This is a genomic window from Saccharothrix sp. BKS2 (assembly GCF_047689505.1).
GTDB classification, from domain to species: Bacteria; Actinomycetota; Actinomycetes; order Mycobacteriales; family Pseudonocardiaceae; genus Actinosynnema; species Actinosynnema lopnurensis.
Genome location: NZ_JAUQOL010000003.1, coordinates 526,185 through 543,112 on the forward strand (window position 1 = coordinate 526,185; position 16,928 = coordinate 543,112).

Genomic DNA, 16,928 nt, shown 5'->3' on the forward strand with positions numbered 1-16,928 from the left:
GTGTTAGGTTCGGGGTTCGTCCAACCAGGAGGAACCGCATGGCCATCGAGGTGCACGACGTCCCCGACGAGAAGCACTTCGCCGCCGTCGTGGACGGGGTGCCGGCCGGTCGGGCCGAGTACCTGCGGACCGCGGGGCTGATCGTGTTCACCCACACCGAGGTCGACCCGGCGTTCGAGGGCAAGGGCGTGGGCAGCGCCCTGGCCAGGGCCGCGCTGGACCAGGCCCGCGCGTGGGAGCTGCCGGTGATGCCGCAGTGCCCGTTCATCGCGAGCTACATCGCGCGCCACCCCGAGTACGTCGACATCGTCTACCGCCGGTCGGAGCCCGCCGGCTGACCACGTGCACGTTCTCCCCCTCCCCGAATGGGTGTCACACCCGATGGTGGCGGCCGCGACGGTCGACAACACTCCAGGTGTCCGAAACCCCAAGCGCAGTGGGAGGGGGAGCCGTGAACGCCTTCACCGTGCTCCGACCGGTCCACCACGGAGCCCCACGGAACGGTGCCATGCGAGCGTCCGACATCGCCGCCCACGTGCCGACGGTGACCGTCCACGACCCCGTGTCGTGGGCGTTGCGCGTGATGGCGGTGAGCCGGTTGCCGGGGCTGGTCGTGGTGGACGAGGCCGGGCGACCGCTGACCGTGCTGCCCGGCACCCAGGTGCTGCGCCTCGCCGTGCCGGCGTCGTTCCAGGACGACCCGGCACTGGCCCGCACGATCGACGAGGCGCACGCCGACCTGTTCTGGGAGGAGCTGGCCGACCTGACGGTAGGTGACTGCCTGCCGCCCAAACGCGCCAAACCCGTCACGGTCGCGGCCGACTCGACCATCCTGGAGGTCGCGGCACTGATGTGCCGCGTGCACAGCCCGCTGGTCGCGGTCCTCGCCGAAGACGGCGCGCTGGCCGGGGTCATCACCCTGGAACGGCTGCTGACCAGCCTCGCGGTGTCGCGCCCCGACGCCTGACCCGGCCAACGCCCGACCGGCGCCGCACCAGCTCTTTCGCCGAACCACCCCCTTGTCCGACCGGTGCCGCGCCACCCCCGTGCCGCACCACCACTTCGCCCGACCCGTGCCGCACCACCCTCGCCGGCGACCGCCACGCGCGGCCGCCGCCCATGCCCGTCCCCCGCCCCGGCGACCGCCCCGCGCGGCCGCCGGGAGTTCACCGTGCCCGGAGGTCGTCCTTGCCCTGCCCTTGGCCGCAGCCATGAGCCCGCTCCTCGCCATCGGCGTCTTCGCCGTCGCCTTCTTCTTCATCGCGACCGAGAAGGCCGACAAGGTCAAGGTCGTGCTCATCGCGTCCGGTGTGATGGCCCTGGTCGGGATCGTGCCCGGCAGCGAGGTGTTCTTCTCCGAGCACGAGGGGATCGACTGGAACGTCATCTTCCTGCTGTTCGGCATGATGGTGATCGTCGGCGTGGTCAAGCAGACCGGCGTGTTCGACTACCTCGGCATCTGGGCCGCCAAGCGGTCGCGCGGCAAGCCCTACCGGCTGATGGTGCTGCTCATGGCGATCACCGCGATCGCCTCGCCGTTCCTGGACAACGTCACCACCATCATGCTGGTCGCGCCGGTCACGATCGTGGTGTGCAACCGGCTGCGCATCCCGGCGCAGCCCTACCTGATCGCCGAGATCCTGGCCTCCAACATCGGCGGCGCGGCAACCCTGATCGGCGACCCGCCGAACATCATCATCGGCAGCCGGGCGGGCCTGAGCTTCAACGACTTCCTGGTGCACATGGCCCCGATCACGATCGTGGTGTTCGTGTTCTTCGTGCTGTTCACCAGGGTGCTGTTCCGCAAGTCGTTCCGGTACAACCCGGAACACGTCGAGTCGGTGATGGCGTTGCAGGAGAGGCGCGCCATCACCGACACCCGCCTGCTGGTCCGCTGCCTGGTGGTGCTGGCGGTGGTGGTCCTCGGGTTCGGCCTGCACTCCGTGCTGCACGTGGAACCCGCGGTCGTGGCCCTGCTGGGCGCGGGCGCGATGGTGCTGGTGTCCAAGATGGACGTCGGCGAGGTGCTGCGCGAGGTCGAGTGGCCCACGCTGGTGTTCTTCATGGGCCTGTTCGTGATGGTGTCGGGCCTGCTGCACACCGGGGTGATCGGGGCCATCGGCGAGTGGTCGATCGACGCGGTCGGCGACGACTACTTCCTCGCCGCCACCGCGCTGCTGTTCGGCTCGGGCGTGCTGGGCGCTTTCTTCGACAACATCCCGTACGTGGCGACCATGGCGCCGGTGGTGGAGGGCCTGGTGGCGGAGGCGCCGGACCCGGAGACCGGCGAGTCCCTGTGGTGGGCGTTCGCGCTGGGCGCGGACTTCGGCGGCAACGGCACCGCGGTGGCGGCCAGCGCGAACGTGGTGGCCATCGGCATCGCCGCGCGGGCCGGGCACCGGATCTCGTTCTGGCAGTTCACCAAGTACGGCGCGCTGGTCACCGCGCTGACCATCCTGATGGCGTGGGGCTACGTGTGGCTGCGGTACTTCTGACCCGCCGGCTCGCCCGCCACGTGGTTCAGGGCTCGATCAGACCGACCCTGATCGCGTAGCGGGTGAGCTCCAGGCGGTCGCGCAGGCCGAGCTTCTGGAGCAGGTTGGCGCGGTGCCGCTCGACGGTCTTGACGCTGATGAACAGCAGGTCCGCGATCTCCTTCGAGGAGTGGCCCTCCGCGACCAGCTTGAGGATCTCCTCCTCGCGGTCGGTGATGGCCCTGGCGGGCAGGGAGCCCTCCCGGGCGCGGTCGAGGTAGTCGCGGATCAGCGCGGTCACCGCGCCCGGGTACAGGAACGGCTCGCCGCGCATGGTGGCCCGGCACGCCTCCACCAGGTCGCGGTCGGCCACGGACTTGAGCACGTAGCCGGACGCGCCGACCTTGAGCGACTCGAAGAAGTACTGCTCGTTGTCGTACATGGTCAGGATGAGGATGCGCAGCGCCGGTCGCAGCCGGGACAGCTCGCGCGCCGCCTGGAGGCCGGTCATCCGGGGCATGGCGATGTCCAGGATGGCGAGGTCGGGCTCCTCGCGCCGGGCCGCGGCGACGGCCTCCGCGCCGTCGCCGGCCTCGGCCACCACCTCCAGGTCCGGCTCGTTGTCGAGGATGAGCCGGACGCCGCGGCGGACCAGCGAGTGGTCGTCGGCGAGCAGGATGCGGACGGTCACGGCGCACCCACCGGGACGCCCAGGCGCACGACCGTGCCGCCGCCCTCGGCCGGCCCGATCTCCAGGTCCGCCCCGATGAGCAGCGCCCGTTCCCTCATGCCGGTGATGCCCGCCCCCTCCTCGGCGCCGCGCAGGCCGCGGCCGTTGTCGCGCACCAGCAGCTCCACGCCCGCGCCGGTGCGCCGCAGCGACAGCTCGGCGTGCGTGGCGCGGGCGTGGCGCGCGGTGTTGGTCAGGCACTCCTGGGCGACCCGGTAGACGACCAGTTCCTTCTCCTCCCCCAGCGCCGGCAGGTCCTGGTCGAACCTGCTGCGCGCGGTCGGCCCGTCGTGGGCGGACATCTCGGCGGTGAGGGCCTTGAGCGCGCTCGTCAGGCCCAGCTCCTCCAGCACGCCGGGCCGCAGGCGGCGGGCGATGCGGCGGATCTCGTCCAGGCCGGCGCGCGTGGTCTCCTGCACCTGGCGCAGCTCGGCGCGCACGTCCTCGGGCGCCTGGTCGGCGACCCGCTTGAGGTCGAGCAGCACCGCGGTGAGCGTCTGGCCGACCTCGTCGTGCAGCTCCCGGGCGATGCGGCTGCGCTCGGCCTCCTGCGCGGACAGCGCCCGCGCGGCGCTCAGGCCGCGCTCGGCCTCCAGCCGGTCGAGCATCCGGTTGAACGCCCGGATCAGCTCCGGGATGTGGCCGCGACCGGACACCGCGGGCCTGGGGTGCGGCTTGAGCAGGTCGGTGGTCGTCATGGCGTGGGCCAGCCGGTCCAGCGGGGCGAGGCCGACGCGCAGCAGCACGGCGTCGATGACGAGCATCGCGCCCAGGCCCCCGGTCACCACCAGCGCCTCGGTCAGCAGGACGGGCGTCGACACGGTGACGGGGCCGAGCGTCAGCACGCCGGTGGCCGTCACCAGCACCGCCGCGTTGAGCAGGAAGATCCGCCAGAACAGGAACACGCACCGCCTCCGGTCCACCAGGCTGCCCGGACGCGCTCCGGGACGTCCATCCGTGGTGGCACCCATGTTGCCCCGGCGGCGGTCACCCCGCCCGGCGCCCCGCGAACGCGCCGTCGGCGAAGACCAGCCCGGCGAAGCGCTCGCCCATGAGCCGGTGGGTGGCGGCGTCCGGGTGGAGCCGGTCGGGCAGCGGCAGCGCGGCGGCGTCCGCCTCGCCGTAGAGCTCGCGGCCGTCGAGGTGGTGCAGGTTCGGGTCGTCGACCGCCCGCCGCGCCACGATCCGGGCCAGCTCCTCCCGGATGACGCCCAGGGTCAGCTTCCCGCTCGCCCGTTCCGCCGGGTCGCCCGTGGCCAGGAACCGCACCCGTCCCCGGGCCAGCTCGGCGGTGTCCAGGGCGCCGGGACCGGGCGTGTCCTCGTGGATCGGGCACAGGATGGGCGAGACGACCAGCAGCGGCGTGGTCGGGTGGCCCTCGCGGACGGTGTCGAGGAAGCCGTGCACGGCCGGGGTGAAGGCCCGCAGGCGCATCAGGTCGGCGTTGACCAGGTTGATGCCGATCTTGACGCTGATCAGGTCGGCGGGCGCGTCCCGCAGCGCGCGGGCGGTGAACGGGTCGAGCAGGGCGCTGCCGCCCAGGCCGAGGTTGACCAGGTCCACGCCGCCGAGGGAGGCGGCCAGCGCGGGCCACGTGGTGCTGGGGCTCGCGGCGTCGGAGCCCTGGCTGATCGAGCTGCCGTGGTGCAGCCACACCCGGCGGCCCCGGTCGGGCGCGGGCTCGACGGGCGCGTCGGTGCGCAGGGCGACGAGTTCGGCCACCTCGTTGTGCGGCAGCCAGATCTCGACGTCCTTGGCGCCGTCGGGCAGGCCGGTGAAGCGGAGGGTGCCCGACGGCCCGGACCGCCGCTCGGCGGCGCCGGTGGCCAGGTCGACGACCAGGGTGTTCCCGCCGGGCACGCTCGCCTGCCCGACCAGGCGGTTGTCGACGACCAGGTCGTACACGCCGTCCGGGCGGGGCGGGACGCCCCGGTAGACCCGCTTGGTGGGCAGGGTGTCCAGCTCGACGGTGGTGGCGCGGGTGCGGAAGACCAGCCGCACGCCGGAGGGCTGGGCCTCGACCGCGGCCAGTTGGCCGTCGGAGAACTGGGCACGGGCCCGCGCGGGCAGCCGGTGCGGCAGCAGGCCGCGCTCGGTGCGCTCGACGTCGAGGGCGCCGCGCAGGAGGTCCGGGGTGACGGGTGTGGTGATGGGGTCGCGCATCGCTCTCGCCTGCTCGGTCGGGGTGTTCGGGTGGTCGGCGCGGGCCCCGGTCACGGGGCGGGCCAGTTGCGCAGCAGGGCGTCCAGGGCGTCCAGGACACGCGTCCAGCTCTCCTGGCTGTCGGGCGCGCTGTGGCTGAACCCACCGGCCAGCTCCAGGCTCACGTAGCCGTGGAAGACGCTGCCCAGCAGCCGGACCGCGTGCGTCTGGTCCGGCTCGGCGAGGTCGTAACCGCGCAGGATCGCCCGCGTCATCTGCGAGTGCCTGCCGCCCGCACTGGCGGCGGCCGTGGCCGGGTCGAGCCTGAGCTGGGCGGCGGCGTAGCGGCCGGGGTGCTCGCGGGCGTAGTCGCGGTAGACGTCGCCCAGCGCGGCCAGGGCGTCCCGGCCCGCGCGGCCGGCCAGCGCGGCGGCGCCCCGGTCGGCGAGCTCCTCCAGGGCGAGCAGGGCGATCCGGGTCTTGAGGTCGTGGGAGTTCTTCAGGTGCGAGTACAGGCTCGCGACCTTGACGTCGAACCGCCTGGCCAGCTCGGTGACGGTCACCTGGTCGAAGCCGACCTCGTCCGCCAGCTCCGCGCCCGCTCGGGTCAGGCGTTCCGGGGTGAGTCCTGCGCGCGCCACGGTCATCCCTCCTGTTTCCTGAAGGGATTATGCGCTTGCCTAAGTCGTTTAGGCAAATCCCTCGGTGGGATCGGAAGTCGATCCCACCGAGGGGCCCGTGCTAGCCGAGCCGGCAGGCCAGGCCGTTGAGGGTGAACGCGGTCGGCTTGGTGTTCACGCCCGACCAGGTGCCGAGGAAGCCGATCGACGTCGAGCCGCCGGCCGGGATCAGGTGGTTCCACCCGACGTGGTCCACGGTGACCTGCCCGCCGGACTGGCGGAAGGCGCCGTTCCAGAGCTGGGTGACCCGCTGGCCGTTGGCGTAGTGCCAGGTGAGCGTCCACCTGTCGATGGGCGCGGTGCCGCGGTTGGTGATGCGGACCGAGCCCTGGAAGCCGTTCTGCCACTGGCCCGCGATGTCGTAGGACACCGCGCAGCTCGCGGGCGGCGGGGAGTCCGTCGTGGTCGTGGTGGTGGTGGTTGTCGTCGTCGTGGTGGTCGGGCCGCCGATCTGGCTCGGGTCCACCACGCCCCAGTAGGCGTCCTTGGCCTGGAGGCGGGTGTCGAACAGCAGCGGGTGGTCCTTGCGGGTCACCGGGAAGCTGTCGAGCCAGGTGTTGTCGTCGGCCAGGCCCCACAGGGTCACCGAGCTGATCTCGCCGGAGTGCCGCTTGAAGACCTCGAACAGGTCGCGGTAGCGGTGCGCCTGCGCCAGCAGCACCTCGGCCGGCGGGGTCGGGTAGGACTGGCTGTTGTCCGTGTAGACGGAGATGTCCATCTCGGTGATCTGCTGGTCCACCCCGAGCGGCGCGAACTTGGTGATCATCGCCTCGGTCTCGGCGACCGACGGCCACTGCACGTTGACGTGCATCTGGTGCCCGACCGCGTCCACCGGCACGCCCTCGGCCCGCAGCTGCGCCACCAGGTCGTGCAACCTGTCCCGCTTGGCCGGGACGTTGGTGTTGTAGTCGTTGATCACCAGCACCGCGTCCGGCGCGACCTCGCGGGCCACCCGGAAGGCCGTGCGGACGTAGTCGAGCCCGGCGATCTCGAACCACCGGCTGCGGCGCAGGCCGTCGGCCTGGGTCTCGTCGATGACCTCGTTGACCACGTCCCACACGCCGATGTCGTCGCCGAAGTGGCCGACCACGGCGCGGATGTGCGCCTCCAGGCGGGCCAGCAGCAGCGCCTTGTTCGCCGGGGTGGCGGTCATGTCCGCGCCCGCGGCGTCCCGGAACACCCAGGCGGGCGTCTGCTGGTGCCAGACGAGGGTGTGGCCGCGCACCGCCATGCCGTTGGCCCGCGCGAACGCCACCAGCGCGTCGGCGTCGGCGAACCGGAACGTCCCCTCGGTGGGCTCGGTGGCGTCCCACTTGAGCTGGTTGCCCGGGGTGAGGGAGTTGAAGTGCTTGGCGAGCAGTTGGCCGTGGTTGCCCAGGAGCTGCGCGGGCTCGACCGCCGCGCCGACGGCCTCGAAGTGGTCGGCCAGCGCGTCCTTCACCGACGGGATGTCGGTCTGGATCGGGGGCAGCGGCGTGTAGGAGAGGGTGAAGTCGTCGATGTGCAGCGACGCGGTGGCGCTGGTCAGCTCGACGTAGGCGGCGAGGAAGTCGACGTCGGCGGCGAGGGTGTAGCTGCCCCGGAGGTTGACCCAGCCGTCGGCGGTGACGTCGGTGCCGCTCACCACCTGGTCGTAGGACGGGGTGCCGGCGGTGCGGCGCTCGACGGACAGCCGCGCCTGCGTGGCCGCCTCGCCCGCCGCGAGCCGGACCCAGACCGACAGCTCGTACCTGGTGCCCGGGTCGACCTCGTCGAGCAGGTCGAGCGTCGGGCCCTCCCAGTTCTGGGTGCGGCCGGTGGCGGCGAGGCTGTGCGTGCCGCCGTGGGCCACGGCGGTGCCGACCTCGACGGCGTGGCCGCCGCGCGGCGCCCAGCCCTGCGTCGTGGCGTCCTCGAACGTGCTGGTGACGACCACGACCGGGTCATCCGCCGCGGCGGCGCCCGGACCGACCTGCGCGACCGCGACCAGCGCGGCGACGACGGAGGTGGCGAGCGCACCGGCGAGAACTCTCCTCATCGAGAATCCCTCTCCCGTGAACCGACTGGGAGCGCTCCCAGTCGGTTCGAACGATAGGGAGGCGATCAATCGCCGGCCAGGCCCCGTTCAGACCAACCGGCCGGCTGTCGGGTACGGCCGCCACCACGCTCGCGCACATCGCCAGGAGCCTGCTCCCCGTGCGGTCCACCCCTCCGGAAGGGTGCGGACACCCGCGCGCGAGCGGCCCCTCCCCACCAAGCCACTATGAGCGTTCTAACAAATAACTTGTTCGAACGCACATCCCCTTGTCACCATCACCGGGTGAAGAGCGCCGACCGGCACCGGGTGATCGTGGAACGGCTCCGCACGTCGACCCAGGTCGCCGTGGTGGAGCTGGCGGTGGCCACCGGGGCGTCGGAGATGACCATCCGCCGCGACCTCGACCTGCTCGCCGCGAGCGGCGTGCTGCGCCGGGTGCACGGCGGCGCGGTGCCCGCCACCCCCTCGGGCGTCGAACCGCCGTTCGCCGCCCGCGCCACCTCGGCCGCCGCCGCCAAGCGCGCGATCGCCGCCGCCGCGGTCGAGCTGATCCGGGACGGCGAGACCGTCCTGCTCGACAGCGGCACCACGACCCTGGAGGTGGCGCGGCTGCTGCGCGAGCGGTCGCTCGCGGTCATGCCGCTGTCGCTGCACGCGGTCCGCGAGCTGCTGGACGCGCCCGGGGTGCGGCTGCTGCTGCCCGGCGGCGAGCCCCGGCCCGGCGAGCTGGCCCTGGTCGGCCCGCTGGCGCTGGCCTCGCTGCGGGCGCTGCGCTTCGACGTGGCCGTGCTCAGCCCCTGCGCGCTGAGCACCACCGGCGGGCTCACCGCCCACGACCTGGCCGACGCGGAGGTCAAGCAGCAGGCGCTCGCGGTGTCCGCCCGCACCATCGCGCTGGCCGACGGCAGCAAGTGGGACCGCACCGCCATGGCCCACGTCTGCCCGGCCGACCGGCCCGACGTGCTCGTCACCGACACCACCGCGCCGGAGGACCAGCGCGCCGAGCTGGCCGCGCGCGGTGTGCTGGTGCACGTCGCCCAACCCGCACAGGAGAACCCGTGACCCACCCCCTGCCCCGTGCCGCGCGCGTCGCGACCTGGACCTACTTCACCCTCAACGGGTTCGCCGTCGGGATGTGGGTGGTGCACATCCCCAACGTCGAACGCGCCACCGGCATCACCCACAGCGCGCTGGGCGGGCTGCTGCTCGTGCTGGGCGCCGCCGCGTTCCTGGGGATGCAGGTCGCCGGTCCCCTGGCCGACCGCTTCGGCCAGCGCCGCCTGCTGCCCGCGGCGGGCGTGCTGCTGGGCCTGGCGCTGGTCGGTCCCGGCCTGGCCGACTCCTGGTGGACGCTCGGGATCGCGCTGTTCTGCCTCGGCTTCGGCAACGGCACCATCGACGTGGCGATGAACTCCCACGCCGTGGTGGTGGAACGCGCCTACCCGCGCCCGATCATGGCGGCGTTCCACGCGATGTGGTCGATCGGCGGCGCGCTGGCCGCCCTGGTCGGCGCGGGCACGCTGGCCGCCGGGGTGCCGACCGCGGTGACGCTCGGCTCGGTCGGCGCGGTCTGCGTGGTCGTCTCGCTGGCAGCCGCCCGGTTCGTGATCGACGCGACGCCCGAGCCGGAGCAGCCCGGGAGCACCGAGGCCGCGCCGTCGGCCAGGCCGTCGCGCAAGCTCGTCTGGCTGCTGGGTGCCATCGCGTTCGCGATGATGCTCGCCGAGGGCGTGGCCAACGACTGGGCGGCGCTGCACTCCGAGGACGTCCTCGGCACGTCCACGAGCACCGCCGCGTTCGCCTACGGCTCGTTCGCGGTCGCGATGACCGCCGGCCGGTTCGCCACCGACCGGGTCGCCGCGCGGGTCGGCCCGGTGGCCATCGTCCGGTACGGGTCGGCGCTCGCCGCGGTCGGCCTGACCCTCGTGGTGTTCACGCCGTGGCTGCCGCTGGCCCTGGCCGGCTGGGCGCTGTTCGGCCTGGGCCTGTCGGGCAGCGTGCCGCAGCTGTTCAGCGCGGCGGGCAACCTCGACCCGCGGGCGTCCGGGGCGCTGATGGCGCGGGTCGTCGGGCTGGGTTACGTGGGCCTGCTGGCCGGCCCGGCGCTGATCGGCGGCCTGGCGCACTGGATCCCGCTGAACGCCGCGTTCGCCGTGCCCGTGGTGCTGTGCGTGGTGGCGGCGGTGTTCGCGGACGTGCTGGCTCCTCGGTCGGCGCCGGCCGAGGAGCCCGTCGGCTGACCTACTCGCAGCCCGTGCCGTCCTTGTCGTGGTCCAGGCCGTAGACGTCGGGACCGATGACGGTGACCGGCCCGCTGACGTAGGCGGGCCCGTTGCCGCTGCCGCCCGCGCAGTCGACGTCGCTGGAGATCGGCACGCACGGCGTGTAGCTGGCGTGGCAGCCGTTGTTGGGCGCGGGCTGCGGCTGCGGCTGCGGTTTGGGTTGCGGCTGGGGCTGGGGCTGCGGTTTGGGTTGCGGCTGAGGTTGCGGCTGGGGCTTCGGCTGCGGGGCCGGCGCCACGGTCGTCGTGGTGGTGGTCGTAGTCGTGGTGGTGGTGGTCGTCGTGGTGGTCGTGGTGCTCGGCGGCGGCGTGGTGGTCGGCCGGGCCGTGGTCGTCGCGGCCGCCGCGGTGCTCAGGTCGGCCGCCGTGCTCGTCGGCTTGTCGTCGTCGGTCAGGGCGCCGATGAAGGCGAACAGCAGGGCGACGATCCCCACCGCGATCCACACCGGACGGCGGGGCTTCTTCGGCACTGGCGGGAGCGGCGGCCCGGCGGCGAACGCGGCGGTGTGCTGCGGCGGCACCGTCCCGAACGCGGCGGTCGACACGGGCGGAAGCGGCGGCACCGCGCCGAACGCGGTGGTCGGCTGCGGCGGCATCAGCGGGAGCACGCCCTCCGCGTCGCGCGGCAGGCGCAGCAGGACCTCCAGCCCGCGGGGGCCCCGCTGCACCACCGCCTCGCACCCGGGCCGGCCGCCCCGGTCGGCCACCTGGCTCACCAACCCGGCGTAGCGCTGGGACATCAGGTGCGTCAGCTCGCCGACCCGCCGGCCGTCCAGCAGGACCTCGACCACGCGCCGGCCGCGGTGCTTGCCCGTGCCGACCGTGCACCACCCCAGCTCGACCGCGACGCGGCGGTGCGCGCCGGGGACGACGTCGTACGGGCTCAAGGCGGCCTGGTGGTGTTCCTCCCGGGTCACCGTCACGGTGGCCTCTCCCGGCAACATCACCAAGCCGGCCGACGAGTTCTCGATCACTGCCCACTCCAGGTGCCGAACGGGTGTATGCCTGACCATCGGTCGGCCCCGTTCGGCGTTACCCCCGTGAGCGCAGCGTGGTCAGCCGCTCACCCGGATGACGTGCTTGCCGTGCCCGCCGCCCGCCTCCAGCGCGCGGTGGGCGTCGGCGATGCGCGAGAGCGGGTGCACCGCCTCGATCACGGGCCGGACCGCGCCGCGCTCGACCAGCGCGGTCAGGTCGGCGAACAGCTCGTGCCGCGGGTTGCCGCTGAAGAACCGCACCCGCCGCGACCCAAACACCGCGGACGCCAGCACGTAGGCGAGGTCGCCCGCCGAGCGGAAGGCGATGCCCACCATGCGGCCGCCCGGCGCGAGCAGCCGGCGGTAGGCGCGCGGCGAGCCGCCGTAGGTGTCGAGGACGACGTCGAACCGGCCCAGCCCGGCCGGGTCGGCCGCGTAGTCCACCACCTCGTCGGCGCCCAGCTCGCGCACCGCGTCGAGGTTGCGCGCGCTCGCCAGCGCCGTGACGTGCGCGCCGTGGGCCTTGCCCAGCTGGACCGCGACGCTGCCCACGCCGCCGCTCGCGCCGCGCACCAGCAGCCGCTCACCCGCGCGCAGGCGCGCTTGATCGCGCAGGGCGGTGATGGCGGTGGTGCCGACGGCCGGCAGCGCGGCGGCGCGCACCGGGTCGAGCCCGGTCGGGGCGAGGGCGAGCTGCCTCGGGTGGACGGCGACGTACTCGGCGGCGGCGCCGAACCTGCCGCGCGGCAGCCCGCCCCACACGAGGGCGCCGGGCTCGTAGCCGGGGCCTCGGACGACCTCGCCCGCGAAGTCCACGCCGACCAGCTTCGGGAAGCGCCGGCCGAGCAGCGGCCCCAACCGGCCGGACCTCAGCAGCAGCTCACCGCCGTTCACGCTGGCCCCGTGCACCCGGACCAGCACGTGGCCCGGCGGGACGGCCGGTTCCGGCACGGTGCCCTCGTGGAGCACCTCCGGCGGGCCGAACCGGTCGTAGAGCGCTGCGCGCATCGTCACCCTCCGCACTAAGTGGAAACTACCTTCCACTTCTAGCACCGGGCACCGGGGGATGTCTTCCGCGCGGGCTAAAGTGAGAGTCGTGGCCGGTGAACCGACTCAGTTGCGCGTGGACGCGCTGGCCAACCGGAACCGGGTGCTCGCCGTGGCCCGAGAGGCGTTCGCGGCCGAGGGCCTGGACGTGCCGATGACCACCATCGCGCGGCGCGCCGGCGTCGGCGCGGCGACCCTCTACCGGCGCTTCCCCACCAAGGAGGCCCTGGTCACCGCGGTGTTCGCGGACCAGTTCGCCTCGTGCACCTCGGTCGTGCACGACGCCCTGGAGGACCCGGACCCGTGGCGCGGGTTCTGCGTCGTGGTCGGCGAGCTGTGCGCGATGCAGGCGGTGGACCGGGGGTTCAGCGCGGCCTTCCTGGCGGCGTTCCCGGACGCCCTCCCGGTGGCGCGGGAGCGCACCCGGGCCGAGGAGGCGTTCGCCGAGCTGGCGCGGCGCGCCAAGGCCGCCGGGCGGCTGCGCGCCGACTTCGTGGCCGACGACCTCGTGCTGCTGATGATGGCCAACGGCGGCATCGTGGCCGGCACGGTGGAGGCGACCCTCATCGCCTCGCGACGGCTGGTGGCCTACTTCCTCCAGGCGTTCCAGGCGGACGGGCCGCTGCCGCCCGCCACGCCCCTGGGCCTGGCGGACGCGCTGGGCTGACCCGCCCCCGGCCTGCTCTCGGACCTGCTCCCGCCCCGGTCCGCTCCCGCCACTCCCGCCCCGGGCCTACTCCCGCTCCTGCTCCTGCTCGACCTGCTGGTTCCACTCGCGCTTGGACGACTGCCACCCGTCCTCGTCCGCGCCCAGCCGCCAGTAGCCGGAGATCGACATCCGCTCGCGCGGCACGCCCCGGTCCAGCCGCAGGTGACCGCGCAGCTCCTTGACCATGGTCGCCTCGCCGTGCACGAACACCTGCACCACGCCGGCCGGGAAGTCCAGCTTGCCGACCGCCTCGACGACCGCCCGACCGCGCGGCCGGCCGGCCCGGTGCAGCCACACCAGGTCCACGTCGCCCGCCGTGGACACGACCTGCCGGTCCGCCGGTCCGCCGACCTCGACGACCACCGTGGCCCGCGCGCCCGCCGGCAGGGCCTCCACGGCCGCCGCGATGGCGGGCCAGGCGCTCTCGTCACCGGCCAGCAGGTGCCAATCGGCGGTCGGGTCGGGCGCGTAGGCGCCGCCGGGCCCGGCGAAGCGCAGCACGTCGCCGGGCCGGGCCCGAGCCGCCCACGGCCCGGCGATCCCCGAATCCCCGTGCACCACGAAGTCGATCCACAGCTCGCGGGTGTCGGGGTCCCACCGGCGGACCGTGTAGGTGCGCGTGCGGGGCCACTGGTCGCGCGGCAGGGCCTCCCGGGCGGCCGCGAGGTCGAACGGCTCCGGGTAGGTCACGCCCTCCTGCGGGAAGATCAGCTTGACGTAGCTGTCGGTGTGCGGACCGGTCGCGAAGTCCGCGAGCCCGTTCCCGCCGAGCACGACCCGGATCATCCCGGGCGCGATCCACTCGGTCCGCACCACCTGGCCGTGATGGGCCATCCGCGCACTCCTCGGTTCACTCGGTCAGCGCAATCACCCCCACGGTACGTTAGGGTCGCCTAAGTGAGCCGGGACGCCCCCGCGCCGCCTCAGGACGTCACGACGAGGCCCTCCGGTTCCTTCCCCACGGGCACGGTCGCCACCACCGACCCGCTGGACGCGTCGATGACCGACATCGAGTCCGACCTGGAGTTGGTCACGTAGACGAAGCTGTCGTCGGGGCTGGCCGCGGAGCCCTCGGGCTGCTTGCCGACGGGCACGGCCGGGCCGACCGGCTCACCGGACCGGTTGAGCACCGACACCGTGTCGTCGCCGGCGTTGGCCACGTACACCCGGCCGCGCGGGGTGACCGAGACCCCCATCGGCGCGCGGCCCACCGCGTCGGTGTCGATCGCCCGGCCGCGGTCGACGTCGATGACGGTCACGGTGTTCGAGCCGGTGTTCGCCACGTAGGCCCGTTCGCCGTCCGGGCTGAAGGCGACGCCCGCCGGGAAGCGGCCGACCGGGATGGTGGCCACCGGTTCGTCGTTGCGCGTGCTGATCACGGTCACGCTCTGGCCGCCGTTGTTGGTGACGTAGACGAGCTTGCCGTTCGGGCTCACCGCCGGGGTGTGCGGGAACCGGCCGACCGGGATGTCCCGCAGCGGCCTGTTCGTGGCGGTGTCGACGACGGTGACCGTGTCGGAGCCGAAGTTGGTCACGTACGCGCGGGTCGGCGTGGCCGCCACGCCGAAGGGGTGCTGCCCGACCGGCACGGTCGCCACCACCTCGTAGGTCCGCGGGTTGATCACCGACAGGGAGGCGCCCTGCTCGTTGGTCACGTACACCCGGTCGCCGCCGGGGGCCGCGCCCACACCCACCGGACCCGGCCCCACCGGCACCGTCGCCACCACCTGCCCGAGCCGGGTGTCGTAGGCGGTGACGGTGTTCGAGGCGCTGTTGGCGACGAACACCTGGACGCGGGCCGGCCACCGGTCCTCAGCGGCCGACGCCGGTGTCAAGAGCGACACGAGGAGCAATGCGACAACGCCTGTTCGAGTGAGACAACCTCGTGCGGAAGGTCGAGCGGAAAACTTTGAGTAGAAGGTCATTGCGCTCATCTGCGAAAACATGTCGCGTTCCCTCGATGCCTTTCACTGATACAGCCCAACGCCGGACACTAACGGCCTAGCAACAGGTGTCGCAGAGTGAGAACGGGCGTGGTCACCTCGGTGGGCACATGTTTCGCGCGAAAGTGGCGATCGGGTTTGGTCGGCGCGAGCGGAGCCGATCACGGGCGGGAACGGGCAGCCCCGGGCGGACGAGCCGGCCGGGCCCTCCCGTGCTCGACCGTTCGGGGGACTAGGCTCCCGGCATGGCGAGGTACTTCGACGTGCACCCGGTCAACCCCCAGCGCAGGGCCATCGACCAGGTGGTCGCGCTGATCAAGGACGACGGGCTCGTCGCCTACCCCACCGACTCCTGCTACGCGCTGGGCAGCCGGCTGGGCAACAAGGACGGCCTGGACCGCATCCGGCAGATCCGCCACCTGGACGACAAGCACCACTTCACCCTGATGTGCCGGGACTTCGCGCAGCTGGGCCAGTTCGTGCACGTGGACAACGCGGTGTTCCGGGCGATCAAGGCGGCCACGCCGGGCAGCTACACGTTCATCCTCCCGGCCACCACCGAGGTGCCGCGCCGCCTGCTGCACCCGAAGAAGAAGACGGTGGGCGCTCGCATCCCGAACCACGCGGTGGCGCAGGCGCTGCTGGCGGAGCTGGGCGAGCCGCTGCTGTCCAGCACGCTGCTGCTGCCGGACCAGGACGAGCCGCTGGTGCAGGGCTGGGAGATCAAGGAGCGCCTGGACCACGTGGTGGACGCGGTGCTGGACTCCGGCGACTGCGGCACCGAGCCGACCACCGTGGTGGACTTCTCGCAGGGTGAGCCGGAGATCGTCCGGCGCGGGGCGGGCGACCCCTCGCGCTTCGAGTAGCCCTCGGGCTCCCGGTCCGACCACAGGCGGCTGGTGGTGGGCCGCCGCTCTCATCCCACCGGCTCCGGCCCACCGGCCCGACCCTCGGCCCCACCAGCGCCGGCCACCGCCCGTCCCGGCCCCGAAGCCCGTCCACCCCGGTTCCGCCGCCCGGAGGTATGGGAGCGTTCCCAGAACGGCTAACTTCCTCTCCTGCCCCCTCAGCGCAGAAGGAGCCAGACGTGCGGAAACGGTTGTCCTCGGCGGTCCTCGCCGCCCTGCTGTCGGTCATCGCCCTGCCGGTCGCCGCCGCCTCCGGCCCGACCCACCAGCGGCTCACCACGTGCGCCAAGACCGACCTGCTGTTCTGCGAGGACTTCCAGCGCGTGCCCACCGGCGCGGGCACCAGCCTGAACTGGGGCGTGGACACCAGGAACGGCTCGCTGGAGGTCGAGCGCGACCGCCGCGGCCAGAAGGTCCTGCACGTGCGCGCCGAGCGCAACGGCCGGGCGTTCCTCAAGGTCGACGACTTCGCCGCGCCCGGCAACAGCTTCTACGGCCGGGTCCGGGTGAAGGTCGAGGCGTTCCCCACCGCCCCGGACTGGGCGCACTACACGCTCGTCGAGGCCACCGGCGACGGCCCGGAGGTCGTCCGCCCGCTGGGCGGCCAGTACGTGCCGACCCTGGACCGGCCCCTGTGGGGCGTCGGCGCGGACGGCGGGCCCACCGGCGACTGGACGAACTGGCGCGAGTCGGCCCCCTCCGAGGCGGGCCGGTGGCAGTGCGTCGAGTGGCGGATGGACGCCTCGGACAACCGGGTCGAGCTGTGGTTCGACGGCAAGCCCAAGCCGGACCTGACCGTGTCGACCCGGGAGCACGGCGGCAACCAGGTCGACTTCCTGTTCCCCCGGTTCGACACGGTCAAGATCGGCTGGCAGCTGTACCAGCCGAACGAGGGCGCCTACGACCTCTGGTTCGACGACATCGCGCTGGGCACCAAGCGGATCGGCTGCTGACCCGCGACACGACCAGGCCGCCGAAAGACCGAAACCCGAAAGACCCGAAGACCGAACCGCTGAACGG

Annotated in this window: 17 protein-coding genes; 8 read left to right on the forward strand and 9 right to left on the reverse strand. The window is 73.3% G+C overall.

Annotated elements, in window-relative coordinates:
- Positions 1-38: 38 nt before the first annotated feature.
- The 3 genes from Q5530_RS07900 (at position 39) to Q5530_RS07910 (ending at position 2,495) form a co-directional block, all read left to right on the forward strand.
- Positions 39-338 carry a GNAT family N-acetyltransferase gene (locus Q5530_RS07900; RefSeq protein WP_415361581.1) on the forward strand — a complete coding sequence of 100 codons (300 nt, stop codon included), beginning with the start codon at positions 39-41 and terminating at the stop codon, positions 336-338.
- Between the two features lie 170 nt (positions 339-508).
- Entirely contained in the window at positions 509-967 is a 459-nt protein-coding gene (locus Q5530_RS07905; protein ID WP_380642276.1) for a CBS domain-containing protein, read from the forward strand.
- 244 nt (positions 968-1,211) lie between these two features.
- Positions 1,212-2,495, forward strand: coding sequence for an SLC13 family permease (locus Q5530_RS07910; RefSeq protein ID WP_415361582.1), 1,284 nt, complete (start codon positions 1,212-1,214; stop codon positions 2,493-2,495).
- Between the two features lie 25 nt (positions 2,496-2,520).
- Here the strand turns inward: Q5530_RS07910 and Q5530_RS07915 are convergent, their stop codons facing one another.
- The 5 genes from Q5530_RS07915 to Q5530_RS07935 all read right to left on the reverse strand — a co-directional run bounded on the left by Q5530_RS07915 (position 2,521) and on the right by Q5530_RS07935 (position 8,043).
- The gene (locus Q5530_RS07915; RefSeq protein WP_415361583.1) at positions 2,521-3,165 is read right to left on the reverse strand and encodes a response regulator; all 645 of its coding nucleotides are present in this window, start codon (positions 3,163-3,165) and stop codon (positions 2,521-2,523) included.
- Positions 3,162-4,109, reverse strand: coding sequence for a HAMP domain-containing sensor histidine kinase (locus Q5530_RS07920; protein ID WP_380642282.1), 948 nt, complete (start codon positions 4,107-4,109; stop codon positions 3,162-3,164). The genes Q5530_RS07915 and Q5530_RS07920 overlap by 4 nt, the downstream gene beginning before the upstream one ends.
- A gap of 82 nt (positions 4,110-4,191) precedes the next feature.
- Entirely contained in the window at positions 4,192-5,367 is a 1,176-nt protein-coding gene (locus Q5530_RS07925) for a GDSL-type esterase/lipase family protein (RefSeq protein WP_415361584.1), read from the reverse strand.
- Between the two features lie 50 nt (positions 5,368-5,417).
- Positions 5,418-5,987 carry a TetR/AcrR family transcriptional regulator gene (locus Q5530_RS07930; RefSeq protein WP_415361585.1) on the reverse strand — a complete coding sequence of 190 codons (570 nt, stop codon included), beginning with the start codon at positions 5,985-5,987 and terminating at the stop codon, positions 5,418-5,420.
- A 100-nt stretch (positions 5,988-6,087) separates the two neighbouring features.
- A complete protein-coding gene (locus tag Q5530_RS07935; RefSeq protein ID WP_415361586.1) occupies positions 6,088-8,043 on the reverse strand; it encodes an endo-1,4-beta-xylanase in 1,956 nt (651 codons plus the stop codon).
- A 282-nt stretch (positions 8,044-8,325) separates the two neighbouring features.
- Here Q5530_RS07935 and Q5530_RS07940 point away from each other — a divergent pair, with 282 nt between their 5' ends.
- Positions 8,326-9,105 carry a DeoR/GlpR family DNA-binding transcription regulator gene (locus tag Q5530_RS07940; protein WP_415361587.1) on the forward strand — a complete coding sequence of 260 codons (780 nt, stop codon included), beginning with the start codon at positions 8,326-8,328 and terminating at the stop codon, positions 9,103-9,105.
- Positions 9,102-10,283 carry an MFS transporter gene (locus Q5530_RS07945; RefSeq protein ID WP_415361588.1) on the forward strand — a complete coding sequence of 394 codons (1,182 nt, stop codon included), beginning with the start codon at positions 9,102-9,104 and terminating at the stop codon, positions 10,281-10,283. Before Q5530_RS07940 ends, Q5530_RS07945 begins: the two co-directional genes overlap by 4 nt.
- Position 10,284: 1 nt before the next feature.
- Here Q5530_RS07945 and Q5530_RS07950 read toward each other — a convergent pair whose 3' ends face one another.
- The gene (locus Q5530_RS07950) at positions 10,285-11,247 is read right to left on the reverse strand and encodes a hypothetical protein (RefSeq protein WP_415361589.1); all 963 of its coding nucleotides are present in this window, start codon (positions 11,245-11,247) and stop codon (positions 10,285-10,287) included.
- A gap of 132 nt (positions 11,248-11,379) precedes the next feature.
- On the reverse strand, positions 11,380-12,309 hold the full coding sequence (locus Q5530_RS07955; RefSeq protein ID WP_415361590.1) for an NAD(P)-dependent alcohol dehydrogenase: 930 nt from the start codon (positions 12,307-12,309) through the stop codon (positions 11,380-11,382).
- Between the two features lie 88 nt (positions 12,310-12,397).
- On the opposite strand from Q5530_RS07955, the gene Q5530_RS07960 reads away from it, so the two are divergent.
- Positions 12,398-13,015: a TetR/AcrR family transcriptional regulator gene (locus tag Q5530_RS07960; protein ID WP_415361591.1), complete on the forward strand. Its 618-nt coding sequence runs from the start codon at positions 12,398-12,400 to the stop codon at positions 13,013-13,015.
- 66 nt (positions 13,016-13,081) lie between these two features.
- On the opposite strand, the gene Q5530_RS07965 is transcribed toward Q5530_RS07960, so the two are convergent.
- Together Q5530_RS07965 and Q5530_RS07970 are read right to left on the reverse strand one after the other, a co-directional pair.
- The gene (locus Q5530_RS07965) at positions 13,082-13,891 is read right to left on the reverse strand and encodes a siderophore-interacting protein (protein ID WP_415361592.1); all 810 of its coding nucleotides are present in this window, start codon (positions 13,889-13,891) and stop codon (positions 13,082-13,084) included.
- A gap of 89 nt (positions 13,892-13,980) precedes the next feature.
- Complete coding sequence (locus tag Q5530_RS07970) at positions 13,981-14,901, reverse strand: beta-propeller fold lactonase family protein (protein WP_415361593.1); 921 nt, start codon at positions 14,899-14,901, stop codon at positions 13,981-13,983.
- A 344-nt stretch (positions 14,902-15,245) separates the two neighbouring features.
- On the opposite strand from Q5530_RS07970, the gene Q5530_RS07975 reads away from it, so the two are divergent.
- Both Q5530_RS07975 and Q5530_RS07980 read left to right on the forward strand, forming a co-directional pair.
- Complete coding sequence (locus Q5530_RS07975) at positions 15,246-15,866, forward strand: L-threonylcarbamoyladenylate synthase (protein ID WP_380642305.1); 621 nt, start codon at positions 15,246-15,248, stop codon at positions 15,864-15,866.
- Between the two features lie 221 nt (positions 15,867-16,087).
- A complete protein-coding gene (locus Q5530_RS07980; RefSeq protein WP_415361594.1) occupies positions 16,088-16,861 on the forward strand; it encodes a hypothetical protein in 774 nt (257 codons plus the stop codon).
- The last annotated feature ends 67 nt before the right edge of the window (positions 16,862-16,928 follow it).